The following is a 22,011-nucleotide window of genomic DNA, read 5'->3' as shown; positions in this document are numbered from 1 at the left end:
GGCCCGGCCCGCACCGGCCGCCCCGGCATCTACTGCGGTCAGGCGTGCCGCCAGGCCGCCCTGCGCCGGCGCCGCCTGGCCGACCAGGCCCCGCGACTGCGCGAGGAGGCCCAGGAGCTGCTGGCGGGAATCGGCCCGGAACTGGCTACCACCGGGCAGCAGGGACTGGAGGCCCTGGACGGCGAGCAGCTCGCCCAGGTCGTCCGGCACGCCAGGGCCGCTCGCGAGCACCTGGCGGCCCTGTACGGGGCACTCGACGTCCTGCCCGACCGGACTCGGTCGCCGGGCCCGTCGCAGGCGGCGAGGCACCCGCTCCCGGGCCGCGCCCGGCCGGACGCGGGCCCCGGCCAGGCCCCGGCCAGCAGCCCGTCCCCGCCGACCTGATCGGCCTCTTCCCCCGCCCCGCGGCCACCAACGATTGACCCACCCACCGCCAGGCCGCCGAACAGTGGCCGGGACGGTCCACCGTGATCGGAAGGCAGCTCGCAGGACGAGCGCACGCGCAATGGCTGGTACTACTGGGGCATGCAGGAAGAGACAGCACGCTCCGCGATCGACACGTTCATCTCCGCGTTCAACGCCTCGGACGACAGCTATGTGACTGCCCTGCTCTCCCAGGCCCTGACCTCAGACGTGGTCTTCTGGGGGCCATTGGGTCGCAGCGAGGGAATCACGGCGGTCGAGCGTTTCGTGCTGGACATCCGGCGCCACCCGGCGGGGACCGGCACGATGGCACGCTGCTCGGAGGTGGACATGCCTGACGAGTGGGCCCGATACCAGTGGGTCTTCACCACGCCGGATGGAGGCCCCCGCCTGACGGGAACGGACGTCGTACATCTGCGGCGGAGCCTCATCGACCAGATCATCGTCTTCGCGGGCGAGATCAAACCGTCCGCCTCCTGAGTCGTCCCCCTGCCGCTGTCCTTCTAACGGGACGACAGCCGGGACAGCCCACACCTGGCGGTCGTCGACACCGGCCGGCAGCCACCACCCGAGCAGCAGCCGCGGCCACGCCCCCACCCTGTCGCACCCACCTGTCGTGCCCGAACCACACACAGGGGATCAGGGGTATCCGCCCACGTCATGGCACGCGACACCACCCCGGACAGCGGGACGCGACAGGCAACGACAGCCCCACCGGCCGTCCAGGGCGGCGCCTGGACGTCCTCCAGGGCGGCCTGACAGCCACCCAGCCAGGACAGCGGCGCCCGACAGCCCGGGGCGGGGGCGCAGCACGGCGGGCACGGCCACCAGGGACGGCGGGCCCGGCGGCGGCCAGGACCGGCCGGCCCGGGTGATTGCCGCGCACACCCAGACCGAAGCAGGACGGACGCCGAGCGAGCCGGGCCGCCGGAGCACAGCAGCCGGGCCTCCACGAGCCGGTCAGGCCAGCGACGCAGCAAGGCCGCAACCCGGCCCAGACGGCGGCACAGCAACCTCAACGACGGCCCGGCCAGCCGAACCACGGCGCAGCCCCGGCCAGGAGACAGCCCGGCGCAGGTCCGGCCGACGCGGGCCGGCAGGCGACGGCCCGATCAGTACAGCTTGTTCACCGCCGCCTTCACCGTCTCCTTGAAGGCGGGGACGTCGGGCTGGGTCCAGTTGCTCTCCCACTCGACGAGGACCACGGTATTGCCGTCCCGGCCCACGCCGTAGAGGTAGTTGCGGTAGCCCTGCCAGTAGGGGACATAGGCGATGTGCACGCCGCCCGCGGTCGCCCCCTCCTCGACCGCGATCGACCCGTGGTCGTACCCGGTCACGATGTCACCCGTGTTTCCGGCGCGCGTACGGTCGACACAGCCCTCGTAGTGCTGCCGGACCGACCCGGCCAGGGCGACCGCCTCGGCCTCGGTCGGCAGGACGACGGCGTGCTCGTAGACCGAGGCCGTCTCCGAGGTGTTGAACCCGGCGCTCCAGACGCTCTCCACCGGGATGTCGTTGGTGTTGTACTGCCAGAAACAGGGGCCCGTGATGTTCCACCCGGGCTCGTCGTACGCCCCGCCCATCCAGGGCAGCGAGTCCGGCGGCAGGTCAGCGATGTCGATCATCCCCGGCTGCGCCGACGTGTCGGCGGGCGTCGCGCCCGCCACCGGCGCCGCCGCCGCGACCGCCAGCAGGGCGACGCCCGCCCCGCGCGCCCACGTACGAATCCCCGACCTCATCCGTCCACCTCCGTGTGTACAGCTGCGGAAAGACCCCCGCCCGATCGGGACCGGGGCACCCGTCCAGCATGCGAAACCCCGCCCGACGGGGAGGGGCGAGCACGAACGGTGTCCTGAATCCCCCGTCCTGAGCACAGGATCTGACCGAAAAGACCACGTCGGCTTCTTGGCCGGGCACCCCGAAGCGGGATCGCGGCATGATGGGCGGCATGACCGATCAGACGGACGAGTGGGTCACCCTCTTCTCCTACGAGAGCCTCCCCCGCTGCCCGAAGCCGGCGCGGCTGACGGCGGATTGACTGCGCGACCTCGGCATCGACTGGATGCCGTTCCGCCCGGACGAGATCAGGATCGACCTGGCCTGCGGGGTCGGCCGGAACGGGCGGGCGTGCGGCTGGACCGCACTGTAGAACCGGGCCAGAGCGCTATCGCCCCGGCGCAGCGCACGAACAGGCGTTCAATCGGTTCCTGGCACAGCGCAGCGGGTCAGGAGGTGGCGCGTGCCGCGCGCCTTGACTGTCAGCTGCCGGACACCGGTCCGAAGCGGTGGCCATCTTGCAACTGCCCGAGCAGTCAGACGCGTCGATTCCCCTGCGCACGCGAGCCGCGAGCCTGCGTGTGCGACAGCGTGATCCGGCGCCGCGTGGGATCGACGTCGATGATCTTCACGATGAGCCTGTCACCGACCTGAACGGCGTCCTCGGGCCGGTCTACATGTGGCTCCGCGAGTTCGGTGTTGTGCACCAACCCTTCGAAGCCGTCCGCCCGGTCCTCGATGCGGACGAAGGCACCGAACGACACGAGCTTGGTGACTTCTCCGGTGACGATCCGGCCTACCTGCTGCACGATCTGCGGCATCGGGTCTTCCTGCAGTGCTTTGAGGGACAGCGGTACCCGTTCCCGCACAAGGTCGACGTCGAGGATCTCCGCCGTGATCTGCTGGCCGACCGCGACGGTAGCGGAGGGGTGACCGATGGGGCGCCAGGACAGTTCGGGAATGTTGATCATCGCGGTGAATCCTCCGATGTCGACGAACGTGACGCCGAAGCTCGCGATCTCGGTGACGGTGCCGGTCACACTCTGGCCGCGGCGCAGGGTCTTCAGGAAGGCCCAGTCCCGGTCGCTCGGGGTCGGCTCCGTGCGCCACCGGGCGCGCAGGACACCGTCCCCGTCGGGCAGCACAGCCGTGAACAGGGGACTGCGCCCATCGACGTCCATCGGCAGGACGGCAGCGGCACGTGCGCCGCGGACCTGGGCGGCCAGGGCCGTGAACTCGGTCTCGTCGGCGACCGTGCTGGTGATCCGGCCGTCCTGGTCCTCCCACACGAATTCGGCCAGGCCCTCCTCCGGGAGGCCGGCCAGGACCGCGGCTACATCGGTGGACAGGTCTGGCCAGACGGCGAGGCGGGCCCGCGGGGCCAGCCGGGCGCGCACCACATCGAACGTGCCGTCACCGAGCCGGTGCCAGCGGGAGGCATTGTCGACGTGTGTCTCCTCTAGGAGCGCCGCCTCGCGCATCGCCACGCACCAGCGCACACGCGCCCAGAAGACGTCGTCGGCGGGGCGCTGCTCACCCGGCTCGTCGAAATGCGCCTCGTACGGGGAAGCGTCCAGCGGTTCGGGGAAGAGGCCCAGTTCGCGGGTGCGCGCCAGCGCCGCCTCGCACGGCACGTTGCTGCCCACGTACACGTACTGGTCCCATCCAACGTGCACGGCGAAGGCGTCCTCGACCTCCAGGCGGCACCAGACGCTGCCGTCGCGCAGCATCGCCCGCACCAACTCCAGGCCGAGCGCGACCGATACCTGCGCCCCGTCGTGGAAGCCGGTCAGGTCGGACGGGAAGAGTCCTGCGAGACCGCCGTCCTCGACCTCCGGCTCCAAGCCGAAGTGTACGACCCCGAGCGCGGCCTGAGGCTCGCGGACAGCAAGGTGCCGCACACCGGTGTCCTCGGCGAAGGCGGCAACCGCCTCAAGGTAGGCGGCCTCAACGGGCCCGTGGTCGCTGACCGTCTCCTCCGCCCCCGTGTAGTAACCCCGCTCGTCGCGGTCCGCGGGGTCGTACTTGGTGATCCGGTACACGTAACGCAGCACGTCACTGCCCCACAGCAGCCGAGGACAATACCGCGGCCCGGCCGCGGTCCAAGGCGTCCGCGCCACCGTCGGGGTGCGACAGGAACTGGTGACTTTGACGGTGAAAGCTCATCAGGCCATCCTGCCCGAGCCGACGGGCCGGACGCTCCCCCATATCCAACGCCCAGGGTGAACCACCATGTCCACACGGCCGGAGCGGGCGAACACGGCCGCGAGCAGCCGGCGCACGAGGGCCGAACGGGCCGGGGGGGGTAGCCGGCAACGGCCGGACGAAGCGCAAGCAGCAGACCGGCGGGCGGGAACAGCCGGAACGTGCGAGCGACCGAGCTCAGCCGGCGAACGCGCCCGGGAGCAGCAACGGCCGGGCGAGCCCGCTGGCGGCCGGACGGGCCGGGAGCAGCAGGAGCCGGAGCGGGCCGGGAGCTGGCGGCAACGGACGGGCCGGGCAGTGGCCGGAGCACGCAGCGAAACGAGACGGATCCGAGCAGGACAGCGGGCCGGCAGCCGACGAGCGAGCCGGGCCGACCCGACGTGGCACCGGCCTGCCACGACCCGGCTGACACCACGGACTCCGGCACGGGAGCGGCCGGGGCCTGGCGGCACCTCAGCGAGGGGGCTGGGGGTGTCGCCTGCGGCGGCACCGGTGGAGCGGGGCAGCGCGGCGGCGGGGCGCGGGAAGCCGGGCCGCCAGCCGGGACCGCCGGGCGCTGCGCAGCACCCCCACCCGCCGCGGCGAAGTGGATGCCCACCGGACCTGCCCCACGGCATCCGCGCCAGGAACGCGACACCGGCCACCGGGAACAGCACCACCGGAACCGCAGGCGTCCGCGGGCGGACCCCCGAGGCACCGCGGAACACGGGCGGACACCCGGACGCAGCCCCCGCCCACGGACCGGCCGCGCCTACCCCGGCCCGACCAGCCCGCACTCGTACGCGAAGATCACCGCCTGCACCCGGTCCCGCAGACCCAGCTTGGCCATGACCCGGCCGAGATGCTTCTTCACCGTGGGCTCCGCGAGGCCGAGGGCGGCGGCGAGTTCCGTGTTGGTCAGGCCGCGGGCGACCCCCAGCAGGACCTCCCGCTCGCGCGCGGTCAGCACGCGCAGCCGCTTCGCGTCGCCCCCGCCGCCGTCGTCCCCGGCGGCGGGGAGGCGGTGCGCGAAGCGGTCCAGCAGCCGCCGGGTCACCTGGGGGGAGACCACGGCGTCCCCCCGGGCCACGTCGCGGATCGCCCCCAGCAGCTCCTCCGGCCGGATGTTCTTCAGCAGGAAGCCGGAGGCCCCGGCACGCAGCGCCTCGAAGGCGTAGGCGTCCAGGTCGAAGGTCGTGAGCACCAGCACCCGCGTCCCGGGCACCTCGCGCAGCAGCCGCCGGGTCGCCTCGATGCCGTCGGTGCCCGGCATCCGCACGTCCATCAGCACCACGTCCGGCCGCAGCCGCCGCGCCAGCTCCACCGCCGCCGCCCCGTCGGCCGCCTCCCCGACCGGCTCCATGTCCGGCTCGGCGCGCAGGATCATGCCGAACGCCAGCCGCAGCAGTTCCTCGTCGTCCACCAGCAGCACCCGCACGCTCACGGCGCGTCCCCGGGATCAAGCCGTACGAAGACCCGCCAGCCGTCGCCCGGCCGCGGGCCCGCCTCCAACACCCCGCCGAAGGCCGCGGCGCGCTCCCGCATCCCCGTGAGACCCCGCCCGGACCCGGCGGATCCCGGCCGCCCGGTCGCTGCGGCCCGCCCGTCGTCGGTCACCTCGACCGTGACCGTCCCCGGCGCGCAGGACACCCGCACCTCGGCGCGCGCCCCCTCCGGCGCGTGGCGCAGCGTGTTGGTCAGCGACTCCTGGACGAGCCGGTGCACTGTCAGCTGCGCCGCGGCCGGCACCCCGGCGGCCTCGCCGTCCACCCGCAGCCGGGTCACGAGGCCCGCCGCCTCCATCCGCTCGCACAGCGCCCCGAGCTGCGCGATCCCCGGTGGCGACCGCCGGTCGTCCCTGGGCCCCGCGTCGGTACCGGCGTCCTGGAGCAGGCCCAGCGCCCGCCGCATGTCGGTCAGCGCCTGCCGCCCGGTCTCCGCGATCCGGGCCGTCACGGCGGAGGAGTCGGCCGGCCGCGCGTGCCCGAGCGCGTCCGCCAGCGCCACCACCACCGACAGGCCGTGCGTCACGCTGTCGTGCAACTCCCGCGCGATCCGGGCGCGTTCCTCCTCCACCGCCCGACGCTCCCGCTCGTCGCGGTCCCGTTCCAGCCGAGCCAGCCGCTCCGCCCGCGCGGCCCGCCGGATCCGGGCGTTCGCCCCGAGCAGCGCGCTCGCGGCGACCGCCGCCGTCATCGCGGCGGCCGAGGCGAGGAACCGGCCCTCGGGCGCCCAGCGCGCCGCCGCCAGCACCGCCCCGGCCACCGCCACCAGACCCGCCGCCCAGGCCGACCGGTGCGGCGCCCGCGCGGTCACCGTCCCGAGGGCGACCAGCAACGCCGCGTCGGCCGGCAGCTGAACACCCAGCAGCCACTGCACGAGCGCCGCGGCGGCGATCACGCCGAACGCGGACCGGGGCGCCCGCCGCCGCCACACCAACGGCAGCACCAGAGCGGTCTGCAGCGCGAAGCCCGTACCGTCCGCCACCCGCCCCGGCCCGAGCGTCACCAGGAACAGGGCCGCCGCGAGCGCGGCGTCCGCCACCAGGGGCGGCACCCGCCCCGGCAGCCGGGCGAGGGCGCCCGGCGGGCCCGTCCGTACCGCGCCGGTCCCGGTCATCGTGTCCGTCCTCGCGTCCGCGTCGTCCGGCGTCCTCGCCGGAGCCCCACGGTAGGGCCCCCGCGCCCGCGAAGGCGTCCGCCCACCGGCGGAGACCGGGGAGACCCCGGGCCACCGGGGTCTCCTCCGCGTGGAGGAGCGGTCGCGCCCTGGGGCGACCCGCGCCCACCAACGGGATCGTCCCCCGGCAGGGCGCCCCGCACCCTCGGCGGCGAAACCATGGTGGCGACCCCGCAGCCGTACCCGCCCGAGGAGCCTGCCCATGCCCCCGACCCGCCGCGCCCTGCTCGGCACGCTCGGCGCCGCCGTGCTCGCCACCGTGGCCGCCGCCCCCGCCCCGGGAAACCGCCCCGCCGCCCCGGCCGGGGGACACGGCCCCGCGCACGCCCCCGGCACCCCCGTCCCGCTGCGGCTGCCCGCGCCCACCGGGCCCTGGCCCGTCGGCACCGTCGCGCTGCACCTGGTCGACGACAGCCGCCCCGATCCCTTCCTCCCCGCCAAGCCCTACCGGGAGCTCATGGCCGGCCTCTGGTACCCGGCGGAACCCGGGGCAAGCCACCCGACAGCCCCCTGGCTGCCCCCGGCCGCGGCGGCCGACTGGGACGCGCACTCCGCACCGGCCCTCGGTGTCCCCGCCGGCGCCGCCGACTGGCGGGGGATCAGGACCCACGCCCGCACCGGCGCGCCCGTCGCCCGCCGTGCCGGCCGGCTGCCCGTGGTGCTGTTCTCCTCCGGCGACGGCGGCTCGCGCGCCCTCGGCACCACCCTGGTCGAGGAGCTGGCGAGCCGCGGCCACCTCGTCGTCACCCTCGACTCCACGTACGAGGCCGAACAGGTCGAGTTCCCCGGCGGCCGGGTCGAACGCGCCCTCCCGCTCCCCGACGACCTCACCCCGGAGGTCATCGCCGCCCTCCTCGCCGGGCACTCCCGGGCCCGCCTCGCCGACGCCCGCTTCGTCCTCGGCGCACTCGACCGACTCGCCCGCGGGGACCGCCCCGACACCGGCACCGACCCGCTCCCGGACGGGCTCGCCAAAGCTGCCGACCCGGCCAGGACCGGCGTGCTCGGGCAGTCCCTCGGCGGCTCCGTCGCCGCCCAGCTCGCCCACGACGAGCCCCGCGTCCGCGCGGCGGCCGACCTCGACGGCGCCCTCCTCGGACCCGTCGCCGACAGCGGCCTCGCCAAGCCCTTCCTGCTGATGGCCTCCGGTACGAAGACCCTGCGCACCGAACCGAGCTGGGCCTCCTGCTGGGCGGCGTCCACCGGCCCCCGGCACGCTCTGCGGCTGCGAAACGCCGCCCACGGCTCGTACACCGACCTCCAGGTCCTCCTGCCCCAGCTCGTCCGCCGCCTGCCGGTCCCCGACACAGCCGGACTCATCGGCACCGTCGACCCCCGGCGCTCCCTGGCCGCCCAGCGCACCGCCGTCGCCGCCTTCTTCGCGCGGTACCTGACAGGGCGGCCCACCGGCTTCCTCGACCGGCCCGGCGACCACTGGCCGGAGCTGGAGGTACTGCGCTGAACCGGCCCGCCCGACACCCCTCGTGGCGCCGGACGGCACGGCCGTCCGGCCAGTAGCGTGGCGGACGCGGGGCGGGCCCGGACACGGAGCCGGCACGACCGGAGAACGGACGGACCCCCTGTGCCTTCCCGCAAACGGGCGGCAGCCGGATCCGGGAACGGGCAAGCGCAGCCGGCGAACGGGGGCCGGGAGCACCAACGACCGGGACAACCTGCAGGCGCTTCTGCACCACGCTGCGCACGGCGTCGCCCGCCAGCGCGGTGTGAAGGAGGTGAGCAGCTGCTACCGCTGGCACAACAAGCACTTCGTCCGCATCGCCCGCGTTCTCGGACTCACCCCGCCCCGGCGGGCGACCCCGGTGGTGGGGATGACCGACTGTCGGCTCGGCGACGCAGGCCGGACGGTGGGACGAGGTGATCCCGCTCCTGGACGCGGCGGCGGCCGCCCAGCTGGAAGCCGTCGTGCAGTCCACCGCGACCCCGCGCAGTCCCCGCTCCGGCAGCCGGTTCGCGATCGTGTGCGCGGCGACCTGCCGCGCGAGCTCATCCTGCTCGCCGACGAACGTTGCGCAGGCGGCTTGAGCAGCAGATGCTCCCATGTGTCGAGGGTGATGACCGTGCCGGTCACGATCGCGTCGGGGACGAACAGGGTCACCGTGACGTCAGCCTCGGTGTACTGCACGCCAAAGTGCAGGAGTTCGAGGCGGGGTGCCGGGCTCCGCGGTTCGGTCAGCGGTGCGTCACGGTGTGGCATGAGGGCCTTTCTGGCGCCGGGGTAGATGTCGCAATCCACACCTGGCCAGAAGGCCCTCACTCGTTTCAAGACCACCGACCCGTGAACCCTGTCACCGACGTCCGTGGTCACTACACCGGGCCCTGGGCGTGCCCGGGGCGCAGGCCCGCGATCACCTGGAGCAGGCGGCTCACGGTCGCGTCGGCGTCGGTGCGGTGCACGGCCCGGACGGTGGTCCGCAGATCGCCGGTGTCGCCCAGCAAGGGAAGGAGCGCCACCTCGTCGGTGAGCTGCCGGGCCCCCGCGGGCAGCAGGCTGACGCACCACCCGGCGGCGACGTGGCTGAGCAGGCCGCTGAGGTCGTCGGCCAGGACGGTGCCCCGGGGGGTGAAGCCGGCCCGGTGGCAGGCCAGGTGGACCTGCTCGGCCAGCACCGGCAGGGCGGTGGGGTCGGGCAGTGCGAAGTCCTCGTCGCGGAGCCGGTCCAGTGAGATCCCGCCGGTGTCGGCGAGGCGGTGGCCGCGGGGGACGGCAGCCTCGATCCGCTCGGTGGCCACGACGGCGCTGACCAGGTCGGCGGAGAGCCGGGCCGGGTCGCGCAGGAAGCCGAGGTCGAGCGCACCCGTCCGCACCTGGTCGGCCACCGCCGCCGAGGAGCCGTGCCGCAGGTGGATGCGCAGCCCCGGGAGCTCCTCGGCGGCGGCGCGCAGCACCGCCGGGAGGTAGAGGTGGCTGAGCAGGCTGACGTAGCCGACCAGGAGGTCGCCCTCGACGCCGTCGGCGACCCGGCGGGCGCGGGCGACCGCGGCGCCCTGTAGGTCGAGCAGCCGCTGCGCGTCGGCGGCGAACACCCGCCCGGCGGCGGTCGGCCGGGCCCCGCCGGGGCCGCGGTCCAGCAGGCGGACGCCGAGCATCCGCTCCAGGCGCTGGATCGACTGGCTGAGCGGTGGCTGGCTCATGCCGAGGAGCTCGGCGGCCCGTCCGAAGTGCCCTTCCCGGGCCACGGTGAGGAACTGCTCCATCAGCCGCCGGGACAGTGCAATATCGTCAGCCCTATCGTTCATGCCGCAATCATATATTGGACAGACCTAGCCGGGCGGGTGTGGAGTGGATCGTGCACGGCCCGTGGGACACCGCCGCAGTCCGACCCTGTTCGGTCCTGTCGGCTTGCCGCCCCATCGGGCGGCCCGTCCCTTGGAATGTGTTCCGGGGACGGACCGGGGCCGGGCTCTCCTGTCCTTCTGATTCCTCTGGGGTGATCTTCATGGCGGTCGTGACGATCGTCGGGGCCGGTGTCATCGGCGTCTCGTGGGCACGGCTGTTCGGCAAGGCGGGCTGGGAGGTCCGGATCAGCGACCCGCGGCCCGACCTGGCCGAGGTGGTGGCCCGCGACCTGGCGGGCTTCGAGGTGACGGCGACCGACGACCTGGCCGCCGCGGCGGCCGGCGCCGACTTCGTCCAGGAGGCGGGGCCCGAACGCACCGACGTCAAGGAGCAGATGTTCGGCACGCTGGCCGCGCGCACGGCCGACGGCGTGGTGCTGGCCTCGTCCTCGTCCTCGCTGCTGCCCTCCGTGATCGTGAAGGGCAACCCGGCGGCGGACCGGATCGTGATCGGCCACCCGTTCAACCCGCCCGAGCTGATGCCGCTGGTGGAGGTGGTGCCCGGGCCGGAGACCTCCGCCGCGACGGTGGACCGGGCCGTGGAGGTGTACCGCGGGCTCGGCAAGCTGCCGATCCGGCTGAAGAAGGAGATCCCGGGCTTCGTCGGCAACCGCCTGCAGAAGGTCTTCAACGACCAGGCCATCTACCTGGTGCAGCAGGGCGTCATCGACGTGTCGGACCTCGACGACCTGGTCCGCGCCTCCCTCGGACTGCGCTGGGCCACCATCGGGCCGTTCGAGAGCGGCACCCTCGGCGGCGGACCGGCTGGCATGCGGCACCTGGTGGAGCACGTCGGGTCCCAGCTGACCTTCGAGATCGGCAGCCCCGACCCGGCCGGCATGGGCGAGGTCCTCGACGCGGTCGAAGCGGCCTACGGCACCGGTGAGCAGGCCTACCGGCGCCTCGCCGAACTCCGCGACCGGCGCACCAGGGCAGCCCTCGCCCCGCTGGACTGGCCCGAGCCCCCGACCGGCGCCACCGATGGAGGCCGGAAGTGACCGCGGCCGGAGCGGCCTCGAAGCGCCTGCTGGCGCTGCAGCTCGTCCCGGGCCGGGTGCTGGAGGTGGACACCGCCGACGGCCGGGTGCGCACCCTGGTCGAGGACGCCGGCAACTCCCCGGACGGCGTTGTCGCGGCGGACGGCGCCGTGTACTGGACCACGATGGGCGCGCCCGACGTCGACCCCGGCACCCCGGGCGAGGGCGGCTACGACTTCTCCCCCCGCAACGGCGGCGTCCATGCCTGGAGCCCGGGCGGCCCGCGGCGCGACCTGGTCCAGGCCGGGGCGATGACCACCGGCAAGCAGCTCACCTCCGACGGCGCGGGCGCCCTGTACTGGTGCGACCGCGAGGGCCACCGGATCAGCCGGGTGCGCACCGACGGCAGCGGCCTGATCGACCTCGTGGTGACGCCCGCCGCCGAAGGGATCATGGGCGAGTGCGTCGGCATCGCCGTCGACTCCGTCCGCGGCCACCTGTACTGGACCCAGAAGGGGCCCGCGAAGGGCGGCCGGGGCCGCATCCTGCGGGCCGGCCTGGATATCCCGGCCGGACAGAGCGCCGAGCACCGCACCGACATCGAGGTGCTCTGGGACCACCTGCCCGAGCCGATCGATCTGCACCTCGACGGCGACACCCTGTACTGGACCGACCGCGGCGCAGCCCCCGACGGCAACACCCTCAACCGGGCCCCGCTGCCCGGCCCCGGCGGGTCCGGGCAACGACCGCAGATCCTGGCGTCCGGCTTCGCCGAGGCGATCGGCCTTGCCGTCGACACCGCCGCCGGCCTCGCCTACGTAGCCGACCTCGGCGGGCACATCCGCGAGGTCCCGCTCCCGGACGGCCCCGCCGCGGGCCGCGCCCCGCGCGAGGTGGCCGCCCTCGGCACCCCGCTGACCGGACTGTGCCTGCCGTAACCGCGGCCGCATGCCCCCGCCCCCACCGTTTCCGGAAAGAAGCACAGAGCCATGGCCTTCGTCCTCCCCGACCGCATCGAGTCCCGCCCCGTCACCGTGATCGGCGCGGGCACCCTCGGCCGCCGCATCGCCCTGATGTTCGCCACCCGCGGCGGAGAGGTCCGGATCTTCGACCCCAACCGTGCCGTCGCCGAACAGGCCGTCGCCTACGTCGCCGAGCACGTCGGCGAGGTCGCCGCCACCGTCGGGGCCGGCCGGCCGGGCACCGCCGTGGCCCACGACGACCAGGCCGACGCCGTGGCGGACGCCTGGCTGGTCGTGGAGGCCGTGCCCGAGCACCTCGACCTGAAGAAGCGGGTCTTCGCCGACCTCGACCGGCAGGCCGCCTCCGACGCGATCCTGGCCAGCAACTCCTCGTCCTACCCGACCAGCCAGTTCATCGACGGCGTCACCCACGTCGAACGCGTCGTCAACATGCACTTCTACATGCCGCCCCAGCAGAACGCCGTCGACCTGATGTCTGACGGCCGGACCGACCCGGACGTGCTGTCCTTCCTCAAGCAGGAACTGCCGAAGTACGGGGTCTTCCCGTTCGAGGCCCACAAGGAGAGCACGGGCTTCATCTTCAACCGCGTCTGGGCCGCCATCAAGCGCGAGGCCCTGGCCGTGGTCGCCGAGGGCGTCTCCACCCCCCAGGACGTCGACCGGATGTGGCAGATCAACATGGGCCTGAAGGCCGGCCCGTTCCGGATGATGGACCAGGTCGGCCTCGACGTGGTACTCGACATCGAGAACCACTACGCCGCCGAGAACCCGCACCTGCCCGAGGGCCCGCGCAAGCTGCTCCGCAGCTACGTCGACGCAGGGCACCTCGGGCTGAAGACCGGCCGCGGCTTCTACGACGACTACCCCACCCCCGCCGCCTAGCGCGTATTTGGTCGTGATAGGCGTGACGGCGCGCGGTGCAGGCACGGGCCGCGCGGTGCGGTGCGGTGCGGTGCGCGCGGCCGCCCCGTGACCGGCCCGGTCTACCAGCGGGCCAGGTGCTCCCCCAGCGCCCGGCGCAACAGGGCGAGGGCCGCGTCGGCGCCGGGGCAGCGCAGGGGTTCGCCGCCGGCGGCGTCGGAGACGATGCTGCTGTCGATCAGGGCGGTCCAGGTGCCGCGCTGAACGTCGTACTCCTCGATCCAGCCGACCGGGCGGCCGGCTCGCTCGCTGGAGCTCCTGGTCCCGGGTCGGCGGACCGGGTGAGGTGGGCCAGGCCGTCGTCGAGCGGGCCAGGTCGGGGTCGCCGAGGCCTCGGGCGCCGGGATCGGCGGTGCGGCTTGGCGTCGGGCTGTGGTCGACCGCTATCTCCCCACCACCGCGCAGGGGTACATACTTGCCCCATGATCGACGTCCCCGGGGAACTGATAACCGCACTCGACGCCTTCGCGCGAACACTCAACGAAAGCGGCTACCCAGGCTGGGCCCGCAGGATGGAGCGCGGACGATCGAAGATCGCGGCGGGGGACGCTCAAGGACTGGATATCGTCCTGAACGCATACGGCGGCGCGGGGAGCCTCAACGACCTCCCGTTCACCGACGACCACCCCGTCAAGGTGTTGAGCGCCGAGGTGCGGCAGCGGTGCGCGGCCGTTCGCACCCAGTTGCACCGGAGCGAGCGGGCCGGGACCTGACGCCCTACCGCCACGCCGGCCCGAAGTCGTCACTGGGCCTGCCTGGCTGCGGCCGGTTCCCGGGGCTTCGCCTCGGGGGCTGAACAGGCAGAGCGGTCCCGTCCCGAACCGCGCAGAGCCTGCGCTGCGTACCGCGATCGCCGTGTCCCAGCGGCTCCCCAGCTCGCAAGTACGGGTCGAAGTCCGGGCTCCCAGTTCGAGCACCGAGGGCCGCCGGCGCTGACCACCGCATGGCACGCCTTCAGGCTCCGGAGTCCCTGCGGCCTCCACTCCCCCTGCTTCGCCGCACAACCTGGCCGACAACGCGGTCCTCGGCCGATCGCGTCCCGGGCCTTCACACAGCGAGGGTTCACGCCACGTTTCCTTAACGGACCTGACGGTCCACCGGCCACCGGTCTGCGCGCACCTCGCGGGTCGGCCTGCGTTGTGGACGATGGTGACGGCGAGGTGGCGCAGGTCATGGACGGTGCACCGCGGCGGGTGGGCGCGTCAGGGTCGCGGACGGCTGTGGCCGCTTTCATCGCGCTGCGGAGCCTGCTAGTCTCTTTCGAGTTGCAGTTGTGGTCCCATGGACTTTGTGTGCGCCTGCTGATGTGTCGCAGGCGCACCTTTTGTTTCCCGGCTCTTTTCCCGGGTGGGTGCTCATCCCGGCGACTCGGAGTCCGCACTGTGCGGGTTCCGGACGGCCCCTTGAAGGAGATTTCTCTATGGCTAATGGCACTGTGAAGTGGTTCAACTCGGAAAAGGGCTTCGGCTTCATCGAGCAGGAGGGCGGCGGTCCTGACGTGTTCGCCCACTACTCGAACATCAACGCCAACGGCTTCCGTGAGCTGCTCGAGGGCCAGAAGGTCGAGTTCGACGTCACGCAGGGCCAGAAGGGCCCGCAGGCCGAGAACATTCGTCCGCTGTAGTTTCTGCCACGGCACCCGCCCGGCAGCGAGGGGCCCGCACCGCATGCACGTGCGGTGCGGGACTCCACATGACGCCATGACACACCCCTGGCCGTTGAGTCCCCCTGCCGCCGGCCTGACGCACAGTGCGCGTCACAGCGATCTGGATCGTGCCGCGGTTCGCACACCTCCGCCCACATGAGGCGTCGTGCGACACCGATCACCTGCGCCGCACACGACCGGCGTCCTGCCGTCGCCTCCGCTTGATCCTCCCGGCCCGTCCCCTGAACCCTGCGCCGTCTGTGGCGTGGAACGTTCCGAGGACGTGCCGCCCGAGAAGGGTTCTTCGCATTCCCGTTCCTGCCCGCTTCTCCTCGCTCCGCCGCGCCGCCTCAGGGCTGGTCCTCGCTAGCGTCCCGCGCCGATTTCGCGGCGATCGCGCCAACTTCTCCTGGTCTCCGACGACCACTCAACCACCTGCTGCGCGAAGCCTGTTGGCGCGTCGATCGGCCGGGGTTCTCACCCATCACGCCTACGCGTTCCGGGTTCGTCTCGTCCGGGTGGTGATCGGCATGTCGACCGGCCACCGGGTCCACGCGCTGAGCCGGGAGAACACCACGCCGCTGGTGTCGGCGCCGGCAATTGCTCTGTCGGCGCTCTGACACCCGGATCCGGCGCTTCCCTTCCCCGCCCCAGAGACGCCTGCCGATCGCCCACGACCGACAGATGCCGACCCGCCGGTGCCTCACCTGCTGAGCCCCCGGCGCGGCACGCCTGACAACCGCAGCCGCTCATGCCCGCGCCCCGTACGACCGACCCGAGCAGGGAACTTCCTGATGCCGTTCGAGATCACGCACGCGACCGTCCCGGCGCCGGGCGGTGTCACCGAGGCCGTCGTCGTCACGGGGCCGACGTTCGTTCTGGTCCTGGACGGCGCCACCGCCACGGGAGCCGCGACGGGCTGCGCCCACGACGTCGCCTGGTACGTGCGGCAATTGGCCGGCCTGCTACGCGCGCGGCTGCTCTCACCTGGCTCGCCCTGCCTGCGGGAGATCCTGCGTACCGCCCTGACCTCATTGGTCGAGGAGCACGGCCAAAGCTGTGACATGGCGAACGCGGACAGCCCGTCCTCGACCGTCGCGGTGGTCCGCGAGCGGGACGGCGTCCTGGACGTCCTAGTGCTCGGCCACTCGCCCGTGGCGCTGCAGCGGAGCAACGGAGCGATCGAGGTGATCGTCGACGACCGGGCGGCCTACCTCGACTCGTACACGGAGAAGGCCGTAAGCGGCTTCCGCAACAACGCCGCCGGAGGCTTCTGGGTAGCCGGTGCGAAACCCGAGGCCGCAGACCACGCACTGACAGCGAGCATCCCACTGTCGCGGATTCAGCAGGTCGCCGTGCTGTCCGAGGGTGCTGCCCACCTTCCCGAGCGCTACGGCTGGAGCTGGCCGCGTTTCATGGCCGAGCTGTCCGAATCCGGGCCCGGCCGGATCATCGCCGCGACACGGGAGGCCGAGGCCGGCACGGCGCCCGGTGCCTTTCGGGGCAGGGCGAACGACACTGCCGCCGCCGTTCTCTGTCGCCCGTCCCCGCCGGCGCGCACAGCGGGAGCGGACCCCGTTCCCGGCTGAAGCACCGCCCAGCATCATGATCAAGTGCCGCTCCACGGCGCGGCCCGACAGCACCACCGCCAGTAGCCCGGCGGACATCACCGGCAGCCCGTGCCAGGGAACGTGGCGCCTCTGGTCGCCCGGCGGCCGGGTCGTCCCGCGAACGGGGACGTCATGTGACGTCAGGTCCCGGGTGGGTGCCGGTTCGGGGGCCGTACCAGTCCAGGCACAGGACGGTGGCGTCGTCCCTCACGTCGCCCGCACAGGCGATGGTGACGGCGGCGACCAGGGCGCCGACGACCTCGCGGGGGTGGTCGGTGGAGGTGTCGAGGAGGAGTTGGGACAGGTCTACCTGTTCCGCTTGGCGCTCCTGCATGCCGTCGGTGTGCAGGAGGAGGCGGTCGCCGGGGCGCAGGTCGAGTTCCCGGACGTGGTAGGCGCCCTGGCCGTGAACGCCGAAGGGCAGGTTCGCCGGCAGGCGCAGTTCCTCGACCACGCCGGCGCGCAGGCGCAGTGGCAGGGGGTGGCCGGGCCCTCGCCCCGGCCGCGGCTGGGACCGGAGCGGTGCCCCCGCGTTCGGGGGCGTCAGGGCTGACGGGACGGGACCTCAGGCCAGGACGTAACCCAGGGTGCCGCCGATGATCTGGCCCTCGCAGTTGGTCTGGTGGGACTCGAAGATCTGACGGTCCTCGTTCCTCAGGCAACGCAGCAGCGGCAGCGAGCCCACGCCGGCCGGCGGGGAGCTGTAGAGCCAGCCGAGGCGGGTCACGTAGGTCTGCCCCTCACAGTTGACGTCCGTGGTGGAGAAGTGGTCGCCGCGGACCTGGCACAGGTACAACGGCTGGGTTCCGGGGGCCTCGGAGGTGTGGAGTGTGCCGAGCGGCCCTTGCAGCTGGTAGGAGACCGGGGCGTTCCAGGTGGTGCTCAGGGTGTCGGACTTCTTGTGGTACCGGTAGAGGACGAAGGTCGGGGAGGTGACGATCGGCTCCCCGGTGCACAGGTATTCGACCGCGACCTGCACGTAGCCGTTGGGCAGCGAGGTGACGACGGCGGGGCCGGCCGTGAGCCGGCACTGTCCGGCGGTGAAGCCCTTGGCGGCAGCCTGGTCCAGCGCGGTCCGGTGGGCGGCCGCCTCCGCGATGTTGTAGGGGCCTCCCCCGACTCCGCCAAAGTAGAGCTGCACCGGGCCCACCGCGCCGACGGATCGCTCGGCGAAGGCGGAGGGAGCGGGGGCGTTCGCGGGGGCGGCGTTGGCGGGCGTGACCAGCGCCAGCGCCAGGGCACCGGCCAGGGCGGCGGAGCCGGCGATACGGCGGAGCATTCGCACGATGGGGCCTCTCTCGTGACCAGCTGGAGCCGACCGGCATGACCGGTCCCGACTGGAGTTCGGCGTAACGAATTGTCCCCCGACGGAAGTTGGGGATTCCGTGTGAAAGAAGACCAGTCCCGGCGAGGGCCCGACAGCTCTGTCTACCAGTGCCGCCCGGAGCAGTCCACCGCCACCACGACCACGGTCTGCGACCTGGTCCGCCGCCATCAGAAGAACATCGGCTCACGCTGGCGCAGGCCGCGCCCGGGAAGATCGCCCTGATCGTCCTCGCGGTCCTGTGCCACGACCAGCGGCTCTGCGACATGGCGGGCGGCAACGACATCTCCGCCTCCACCGTCCGCCGATGGCTGCTGGAGGCGATCGAACTGCTCACCGCGCCTGGATTTCGCCCCGAAGAACATGACTCAAAAGGGTGGTGTTGTCGTCCTACTGGACGGAACCCTGCTGCGCACCCGCAGCCGCACCCGCAGCCGCACCAGGGCATCCTCGTTTAGACGACCTTGTTGCCGTCGTCACTGAGCTGGACGAGCTCGGCCGCCCTGCCGGGACCCTCGATCGGGCCGGCGGCGGTGTTGTCGGCTCAGTCCCACAGGAAGACGTCGTGCTCACCACCGCCCTGGTAGGCGAGACGGGTCCCGTCGCCGCTGATGGACGGCCGGACCGCCGCGGTGTTGTGGATGATGTCGACGGTCTGCAGGGCCCCGGTGTCCGCCACTCGGCCATCTCCCGTCCCAATAAAGACAATCGGCCCCGGCGAGAATCTGGGTGGCGGTCACGGGTGGTCACCTCACCAATCGAGCACCGCCGGGACCGAGAGCGGGCGGCCGCGCGCTGCTACGGTCGGACGCCATGAGCTGGCTTCCCGATGACTTCGTCCACCCCGTCCTGGTACCGCTGCCGGGCGGTGGCCATCACCTGCGACCGATCCGGGAGGCGGACACCCCGCTCGACTATCTGGCGGTGATGAGTTCGCGCGAGCGGCTGTGGACCATCTTCGGCCCGGCCTGGGGCTGGCCCGCGGCCACCATGACCTACGAGGCCGACCAGGCCGACCTGTTGCGGCACGAGAAGGAGATCGCCGCACACCAGTCCTTCAACTACGCGCTGTTCGACGCGACCGAGACAGCTCTGCTCGGCTGTGTCTACATCGACCCACCGGAGAGGGCCGGCGCGGACGGCGACATCTCCTGGTGGGTAGTGGACGAGCTGGTGGGCAGCAAGGTCGAACAGGCCCTCGACGCGCTGGTGCCGCAGTGGATCGCCGCCGACTGGCCGTTCGAGCAGCCGCGCTTCCTCGGCCGCGAGATCTCCTGGTCGGACTGGCTCGCCCTGCCGGAGCATCCCGGCATGTAAGTGGTTGACGCCCGTACCGACCTCGAAGGCGGTCGATCGAACGGGAGTCTCGATCGGGTGACTGCGGCGGTTTCCGCGCGCGAGAGCAGGGCCTCCAGGCAGCTCGGGGGTGCGATCCCGTTCCGAGTGGTTCACACGGAGGCCCTGTTGTCGTTGTGGTCGAGACAGGGCTTCTGGGGCTGACGAGCCGTCAGCGGACGTGTTCCGGACCGTGCCGAGCTGGCGTGATCCGGTGGGGCAGAGCCCGATTGGTGGCTTTTCGACACGACCGGCGTAGGCGACACTGGTACGTGGGTGATCGGCCCTTCAGGGTCCCCGGACGTCGCCCACGATCTTGAAGGGGGAGCACATGCGGTCCAGCTCGATGACGAGGCCCCTCGTCAGGCTCGCCATCGCCACCGCCCTAGCCGTCGGCGGGTCCGCAGGCGCGGCCTTCGCGACGCCCGCGCCGGCCGCCCCGCAGGCGGCAGGCGCCCCGGCCGGCGCAGGGCTCACAACCGTCGAGAACCTCGGCCTGAACACCTCCGAGGCTGAGTACCTCCAGAACTGGCTGGCGCTCTACTGGGGCTACCCCGGCGAGATCAACGGCCTGCTGGACACCGAGAGCTGGAGAGCCCTCCAGCGCTTCCTCCGAGCGAAGTGGGGCTACCTCGGCGCGATCGACGGCATCACCGGCACCGAGACCGTCCAGGCCCTGCAGCGCCGGCTGAAAGAGCACGAGAGCTACCACGGTCCGATCGACGGCATCGCCGGACCGAGCACCCGGGAGGCCTTCAAACGCTTCGCCGCACCCAAGTCCTGAAACCCCGCGACGGCCGCCGACACCGCCGGGCCGTCGCCACCCGAGAACCCGGCAGCGCAACCCGGCCGGGTTCGCCGCACCGAACTCCTCGCGGCTGGGCACAGGCCGGCGCAGCACCCGGGCCCAGCTGAGCCAACCGGTTGAAGGGCACGGCAGGACGCACGCGGTGACAAGGGACGCCTCCGGCACGCCCAGGCGCCTCCAGGAACCCGACGGCTACCCGGAGAGCCGCGTCGAGGACGTCAACAACCAGCACGTGGCGACCGGGACGGCGGCCGACCGCGTCGGCGACAGCTGGGCCGTCGGCTGGGACCGCGACGGCAAGCCGACCTTCCTGGAGCGGCCGCCCGGGTCCATCCGCAGCTTCGCGACCGGCATCAACGACTCCGGGGAGATCATCGGCAACATCGAACACCGGCCCCCCGACCGCTTTCATGCCGACCAGCCCGCTCCCAAGGCCAGCCCCCAAGACCGGCTCGGCACGGGACCTCGGAGCCGGATCGCACCGCGCACCAACGTCGAGTAGAGGACCACCCGGCCCAGGTCCCGGTGCGCGGGCAGCAACCGGCTGCGGTTGGCGGACAGTTGCAGCGGGATGGGCGCGGCGGCGAGGTCAGGACGGGTGCTGTCAGTCATCACGGGTGCTGCCTTCCTGGTCGGCGAGGAGAGGAGTCAGGGGGGACCGCCTTGTGGCGGGTCAGCTGCGGTGTGGCCAGGCCGTGGCCAGGTCGTCCAGGAGGCCGTCGGTGATCGTCGCGGAGCCTTTCCCCGATCCGGCCGGCAGCGGAGCGTGCAACGATCAGGACTTCCGCCTGCTCGGCCCTGTGCGTGCCCCCGTCCCAGCCCTCGACCACCGGTGGAGGACACAGCTCAGCCGGGTGCGACCAGTGGATCGACAGTCAGGGCCGCACGCTCCGCTTCGAACAGCGGACGACCCTCCGGGGCCAGGCTAACGTGAACAAGATCACCTTCACCGAGTTCGGCGACCCCGTGACCGTCACCGCGCCCACCAACGACTGAGCCCGCGACCGGCTCCTGAGCCTGAACCCCGCCGGAACGTGCGGGCGCGACCCCGCTCACATCCAGCAACCTGCACCAGGGGCTTGACACAGCCTCTCCGTCCGACCGGTGCCGGTCACCCGCTTCGGGTGGTCGGCACCGCAGACGATGTCGCCGGGCCGATCCAGGGCACCGGTCAGACAGACCACCGGGTCCGGCACGAACTGGCCTCCGTGCGCCCGCATCACCTCGCCCTGGGCCCTCGCCCGGTGAAGGTTGTGCTCAGAGCACCAGCAGACGGCTACGTACGCCACCATGCCTCCAGCACGCGTCCGCGCCACCATGCCCCGGCGGCCAGCGGGATCAGGAGACGAGCTCTTCTTCCGTCGGCATGACCGGATCATCCACCCCGACCAGGCAGACCGTCCACGAGATTCCTGGCAGGCAATCCATCGTCAATCGCGGTTCGGCGTAAGCGGCCGCTATGACCGCAGGCTCCCCCCGTCGCGCCGCGGGATGTCTCTCCACCATCCCCCGCCAGGTCTTCTCGACAACCGTCTCCTCAGCCATCCCGCGATCATGACGTCCGCACCCGGCCAGGACAACCCTTGTCCCAGCCCTGCGGCCGCTCAACGCCCGCAGGCGATGGCCCGGATTGTGCGATGGATCCGGGGGGCACCGGCAGCAGCTCAGCGGACGGAGCACCGGCGACCCGGGTTCTACCACGCGGCGCGGGGGCACACGGCGCAGCAGTTGCTCGGCGGGTTCGGCGTCCAGGCGATCGGCGTCGCCGGGGTAGCCGTAGCCGGAGGACAGTGCGGCGCGCAGCTCGGGGAGGGTCTCCACCGGCGGCCGGCCGATGCGGCCGTGGCCCCCGTTCCGCCCGGCGGGCCGGGGGCTCACCCCCACAGCCTCACCTCTGATCGTCACTCCCCGGCGCCGGGCCGGGCCTGTGGTGTCGACGCTAGCCGTCCAGGTCCCGGCCGTGGGGCTGTACCGGCGAACCTGCGGACC

The 22,011-nt window shown here is 72.8% G+C and carries 22 protein-coding genes and 1 pseudogene; 13 read left to right on the top strand and 10 right to left on the bottom strand.

What is annotated here, in order from left to right:
* Together ACFWOG_RS15035 and ACFWOG_RS15030 are read left to right on the top strand one after the other, a co-directional pair.
* On the top strand, nucleotides 1-384 hold a 384-nt coding region (locus ACFWOG_RS15035), incomplete at its 5' end, for a hypothetical protein (protein WP_380358471.1).
* A gap of 141 nt (nucleotides 385-525) precedes the next feature.
* Nucleotides 526-903, top strand: coding sequence for a nuclear transport factor 2 family protein (locus ACFWOG_RS15030; RefSeq protein ID WP_380358469.1), 378 nt, complete (start codon nucleotides 526-528; stop codon nucleotides 901-903).
* A gap of 632 nt (nucleotides 904-1,535) precedes the next feature.
* Here ACFWOG_RS15030 and ACFWOG_RS15025 read toward each other — a convergent pair.
* From ACFWOG_RS15025 to ACFWOG_RS15010, 4 genes are all read right to left on the bottom strand, one after another.
* On the bottom strand, nucleotides 1,536-2,162 hold the full coding sequence (locus tag ACFWOG_RS15025; protein WP_380358466.1) for a hypothetical protein: 627 nt from the start codon (nucleotides 2,160-2,162) through the stop codon (nucleotides 1,536-1,538).
* A 573-nt stretch (nucleotides 2,163-2,735) separates the two neighbouring features.
* A complete protein-coding gene (locus tag ACFWOG_RS15020; protein WP_380358463.1) occupies nucleotides 2,736-4,241 on the bottom strand; it encodes a S1 RNA-binding domain-containing protein in 1,506 nt (501 codons plus the stop codon).
* Between the two features lie 914 nt (nucleotides 4,242-5,155).
* Nucleotides 5,156-5,827 (bottom strand): response regulator, encoded by a 672-nt coding sequence (locus tag ACFWOG_RS15015; protein WP_380358460.1) that lies wholly within the window; start codon nucleotides 5,825-5,827, stop codon nucleotides 5,156-5,158.
* Nucleotides 5,824-7,002 (bottom strand): sensor histidine kinase, encoded by a 1,179-nt coding sequence (locus ACFWOG_RS15010; protein ID WP_380358457.1) that lies wholly within the window; start codon nucleotides 7,000-7,002, stop codon nucleotides 5,824-5,826. Before ACFWOG_RS15010 ends, ACFWOG_RS15015 begins: the two co-directional genes overlap by 4 nt.
* Nucleotides 7,003-7,264: 262 nt before the next feature.
* On the opposite strand from ACFWOG_RS15010, the gene ACFWOG_RS15005 reads away from it, so the two are divergent.
* Entirely contained in the window at nucleotides 7,265-8,524 is a 1,260-nt protein-coding gene (locus tag ACFWOG_RS15005; RefSeq protein WP_380358454.1) for an alpha/beta hydrolase family protein, read from the top strand.
* 863 nt (nucleotides 8,525-9,387) lie between these two features.
* On the opposite strand, the gene ACFWOG_RS15000 is transcribed toward ACFWOG_RS15005, so the two are convergent.
* A complete protein-coding gene (locus ACFWOG_RS15000) occupies nucleotides 9,388-10,320 on the bottom strand; it encodes a LysR family transcriptional regulator (RefSeq protein WP_380358451.1) in 933 nt (310 codons plus the stop codon).
* A 200-nt stretch (nucleotides 10,321-10,520) separates the two neighbouring features.
* Here ACFWOG_RS15000 and ACFWOG_RS14995 point away from each other — a divergent pair, with 200 nt between their 5' ends.
* From ACFWOG_RS14995 to ACFWOG_RS14970, 6 genes are all read left to right on the top strand, one after another.
* Nucleotides 10,521-11,417 carry a 3-hydroxyacyl-CoA dehydrogenase NAD-binding domain-containing protein gene (locus ACFWOG_RS14995; RefSeq protein ID WP_380358448.1) on the top strand — a complete coding sequence of 299 codons (897 nt, stop codon included), beginning with the start codon at nucleotides 10,521-10,523 and terminating at the stop codon, nucleotides 11,415-11,417.
* A complete protein-coding gene (locus ACFWOG_RS14990; RefSeq protein ID WP_380358445.1) occupies nucleotides 11,414-12,334 on the top strand; it encodes a hypothetical protein in 921 nt (306 codons plus the stop codon). Before ACFWOG_RS14995 ends, ACFWOG_RS14990 begins: the two co-directional genes overlap by 4 nt.
* 51 nt (nucleotides 12,335-12,385) lie before the next feature.
* Nucleotides 12,386-13,261, top strand: coding sequence for a 3-hydroxyacyl-CoA dehydrogenase family protein (locus tag ACFWOG_RS14985; RefSeq protein ID WP_380358442.1), 876 nt, complete (start codon nucleotides 12,386-12,388; stop codon nucleotides 13,259-13,261).
* Between the two features lie 461 nt (nucleotides 13,262-13,722).
* Complete coding sequence (locus tag ACFWOG_RS14980) at nucleotides 13,723-14,013, top strand: DUF6966 domain-containing protein (protein ID WP_380358439.1); 291 nt, start codon at nucleotides 13,723-13,725, stop codon at nucleotides 14,011-14,013.
* 707 nt (nucleotides 14,014-14,720) lie between these two features.
* Nucleotides 14,721-14,924, top strand: a complete 204-nt coding sequence (locus ACFWOG_RS14975; RefSeq protein WP_045694210.1) for a cold-shock protein — start codon at nucleotides 14,721-14,723, stop codon at nucleotides 14,922-14,924.
* 815 nt (nucleotides 14,925-15,739) lie between these two features.
* Nucleotides 15,740-16,534, top strand: coding sequence for a hypothetical protein (locus ACFWOG_RS14970; protein WP_380358436.1), 795 nt, complete (start codon nucleotides 15,740-15,742; stop codon nucleotides 16,532-16,534).
* Between the two features lie 151 nt (nucleotides 16,535-16,685).
* On the opposite strand, the pseudogene ACFWOG_RS14965 reads toward ACFWOG_RS14970, so the two are convergent.
* From ACFWOG_RS14965 to ACFWOG_RS14950, 4 genes and pseudogenes are all read right to left on the bottom strand, one after another.
* Nucleotides 16,686-17,042: pseudogene (locus tag ACFWOG_RS14965) on the bottom strand (PP2C family protein-serine/threonine phosphatase); the annotation flags it as partial.
* Between the two features lie 78 nt (nucleotides 17,043-17,120).
* Nucleotides 17,121-17,834: a hypothetical protein gene (locus tag ACFWOG_RS14960; protein WP_380358433.1), complete on the bottom strand. Its 714-nt coding sequence runs from the start codon at nucleotides 17,832-17,834 to the stop codon at nucleotides 17,121-17,123.
* Between the two features lie 215 nt (nucleotides 17,835-18,049).
* Nucleotides 18,050-18,244: a hypothetical protein gene (locus ACFWOG_RS14955; RefSeq protein WP_380358432.1), complete on the bottom strand. Its 195-nt coding sequence runs from the start codon at nucleotides 18,242-18,244 to the stop codon at nucleotides 18,050-18,052.
* Nucleotides 18,245-18,423: 179 nt separating this feature from the next.
* The gene (locus ACFWOG_RS14950; RefSeq protein WP_380358429.1) at nucleotides 18,424-18,558 is read right to left on the bottom strand and encodes a hypothetical protein; all 135 of its coding nucleotides are present in this window, start codon (nucleotides 18,556-18,558) and stop codon (nucleotides 18,424-18,426) included.
* Between the two features lie 134 nt (nucleotides 18,559-18,692).
* Between ACFWOG_RS14950 and ACFWOG_RS14945 the strand changes: the two genes are divergently transcribed.
* From ACFWOG_RS14945 to ACFWOG_RS14930, 4 genes are all read left to right on the top strand, one after another.
* Nucleotides 18,693-19,196 (top strand): GNAT family N-acetyltransferase, encoded by a 504-nt coding sequence (locus tag ACFWOG_RS14945; RefSeq protein WP_380358426.1) that lies wholly within the window; start codon nucleotides 18,693-18,695, stop codon nucleotides 19,194-19,196.
* 364 nt (nucleotides 19,197-19,560) lie between these two features.
* Nucleotides 19,561-19,998, top strand: a complete 438-nt coding sequence (locus ACFWOG_RS14940) for a peptidoglycan-binding protein (protein WP_380358423.1) — start codon at nucleotides 19,561-19,563, stop codon at nucleotides 19,996-19,998.
* Between the two features lie 166 nt (nucleotides 19,999-20,164).
* Nucleotides 20,165-20,524, top strand: a complete 360-nt coding sequence (locus ACFWOG_RS14935) for a hypothetical protein (protein WP_380358420.1) — start codon at nucleotides 20,165-20,167, stop codon at nucleotides 20,522-20,524.
* 302 nt (nucleotides 20,525-20,826) lie between these two features.
* The gene (locus tag ACFWOG_RS14930; RefSeq protein ID WP_380358418.1) at nucleotides 20,827-21,018 is read left to right on the top strand and encodes a hypothetical protein; all 192 of its coding nucleotides are present in this window, start codon (nucleotides 20,827-20,829) and stop codon (nucleotides 21,016-21,018) included.
* A gap of 342 nt (nucleotides 21,019-21,360) precedes the next feature.
* On the opposite strand, the gene ACFWOG_RS14925 is transcribed toward ACFWOG_RS14930, so the two are convergent.
* Nucleotides 21,361-21,567 (bottom strand): hypothetical protein, encoded by a 207-nt coding sequence (locus ACFWOG_RS14925; RefSeq protein WP_380358416.1) that lies wholly within the window; start codon nucleotides 21,565-21,567, stop codon nucleotides 21,361-21,363.
* Nucleotides 21,568-22,011: the final 444 nt, after the last annotated feature.

The organism is Kitasatospora sp. NPDC058406, assembly GCF_042722765.1.
In the GTDB taxonomy this organism is placed as follows: domain Bacteria; phylum Actinomycetota; class Actinomycetes; order Streptomycetales; family Streptomycetaceae; genus Kitasatospora.
This window is presented reverse-complemented; position numbering and strand designations above follow the sequence as displayed.

Bases quoted from the DNA above. Each gene is read 5' to 3' on its own strand.
- ACFWOG_RS15005 (WP_380358454.1), top strand. From the start codon at position 7,265: ATGCCCCCGACCCGCCGCGCCCTGCTCGGCACGCTCGGCGCCGCCGTG.
- ACFWOG_RS14940 (WP_380358423.1), top strand. From the start codon at position 19,561: ATGACGAGGCCCCTCGTCAGGCTCGCCATCGCCACCGCCCTAGCCGTC.
- ACFWOG_RS14925 (WP_380358416.1), bottom strand. From the start codon at position 21,567: ATGGCTGAGGAGACGGTTGTCGAGAAGACCTGGCGGGGGATGGTGGAG.
- ACFWOG_RS14955 (WP_380358432.1), bottom strand. From the start codon at position 18,244: ATGTTCTTCGGGGCGAAATCCAGGCGCGGTGAGCAGTTCGATCGCCTC.
- ACFWOG_RS15010 (WP_380358457.1), bottom strand. From the start codon at position 7,002: ATGACCGGGACCGGCGCGGTACGGACGGGCCCGCCGGGCGCCCTCGCC.
- ACFWOG_RS15030 (WP_380358469.1), top strand. From the start codon at position 526: ATGCAGGAAGAGACAGCACGCTCCGCGATCGACACGTTCATCTCCGCG.
- ACFWOG_RS14960 (WP_380358433.1), bottom strand. From the start codon at position 17,834: ATGCTCCGCCGTATCGCCGGCTCCGCCGCCCTGGCCGGTGCCCTGGCG.
- ACFWOG_RS14995 (WP_380358448.1), top strand. From the start codon at position 10,521: ATGGCGGTCGTGACGATCGTCGGGGCCGGTGTCATCGGCGTCTCGTGG.
- ACFWOG_RS15025 (WP_380358466.1), bottom strand. From the start codon at position 2,162: ATGAGGTCGGGGATTCGTACGTGGGCGCGCGGGGCGGGCGTCGCCCTG.
- ACFWOG_RS14945 (WP_380358426.1), top strand. From the start codon at position 18,693: ATGAGCTGGCTTCCCGATGACTTCGTCCACCCCGTCCTGGTACCGCTG.
- ACFWOG_RS15000 (WP_380358451.1), bottom strand. From the start codon at position 10,320: ATGAACGATAGGGCTGACGATATTGCACTGTCCCGGCGGCTGATGGAG.
- ACFWOG_RS14975 (WP_045694210.1), top strand. From the start codon at position 14,721: ATGGCTAATGGCACTGTGAAGTGGTTCAACTCGGAAAAGGGCTTCGGC.
- ACFWOG_RS14970 (WP_380358436.1), top strand. From the start codon at position 15,740: ATGCCGTTCGAGATCACGCACGCGACCGTCCCGGCGCCGGGCGGTGTC.
- ACFWOG_RS14980 (WP_380358439.1), top strand. From the start codon at position 13,723: ATGATCGACGTCCCCGGGGAACTGATAACCGCACTCGACGCCTTCGCG.
- ACFWOG_RS14985 (WP_380358442.1), top strand. From the start codon at position 12,386: ATGGCCTTCGTCCTCCCCGACCGCATCGAGTCCCGCCCCGTCACCGTG.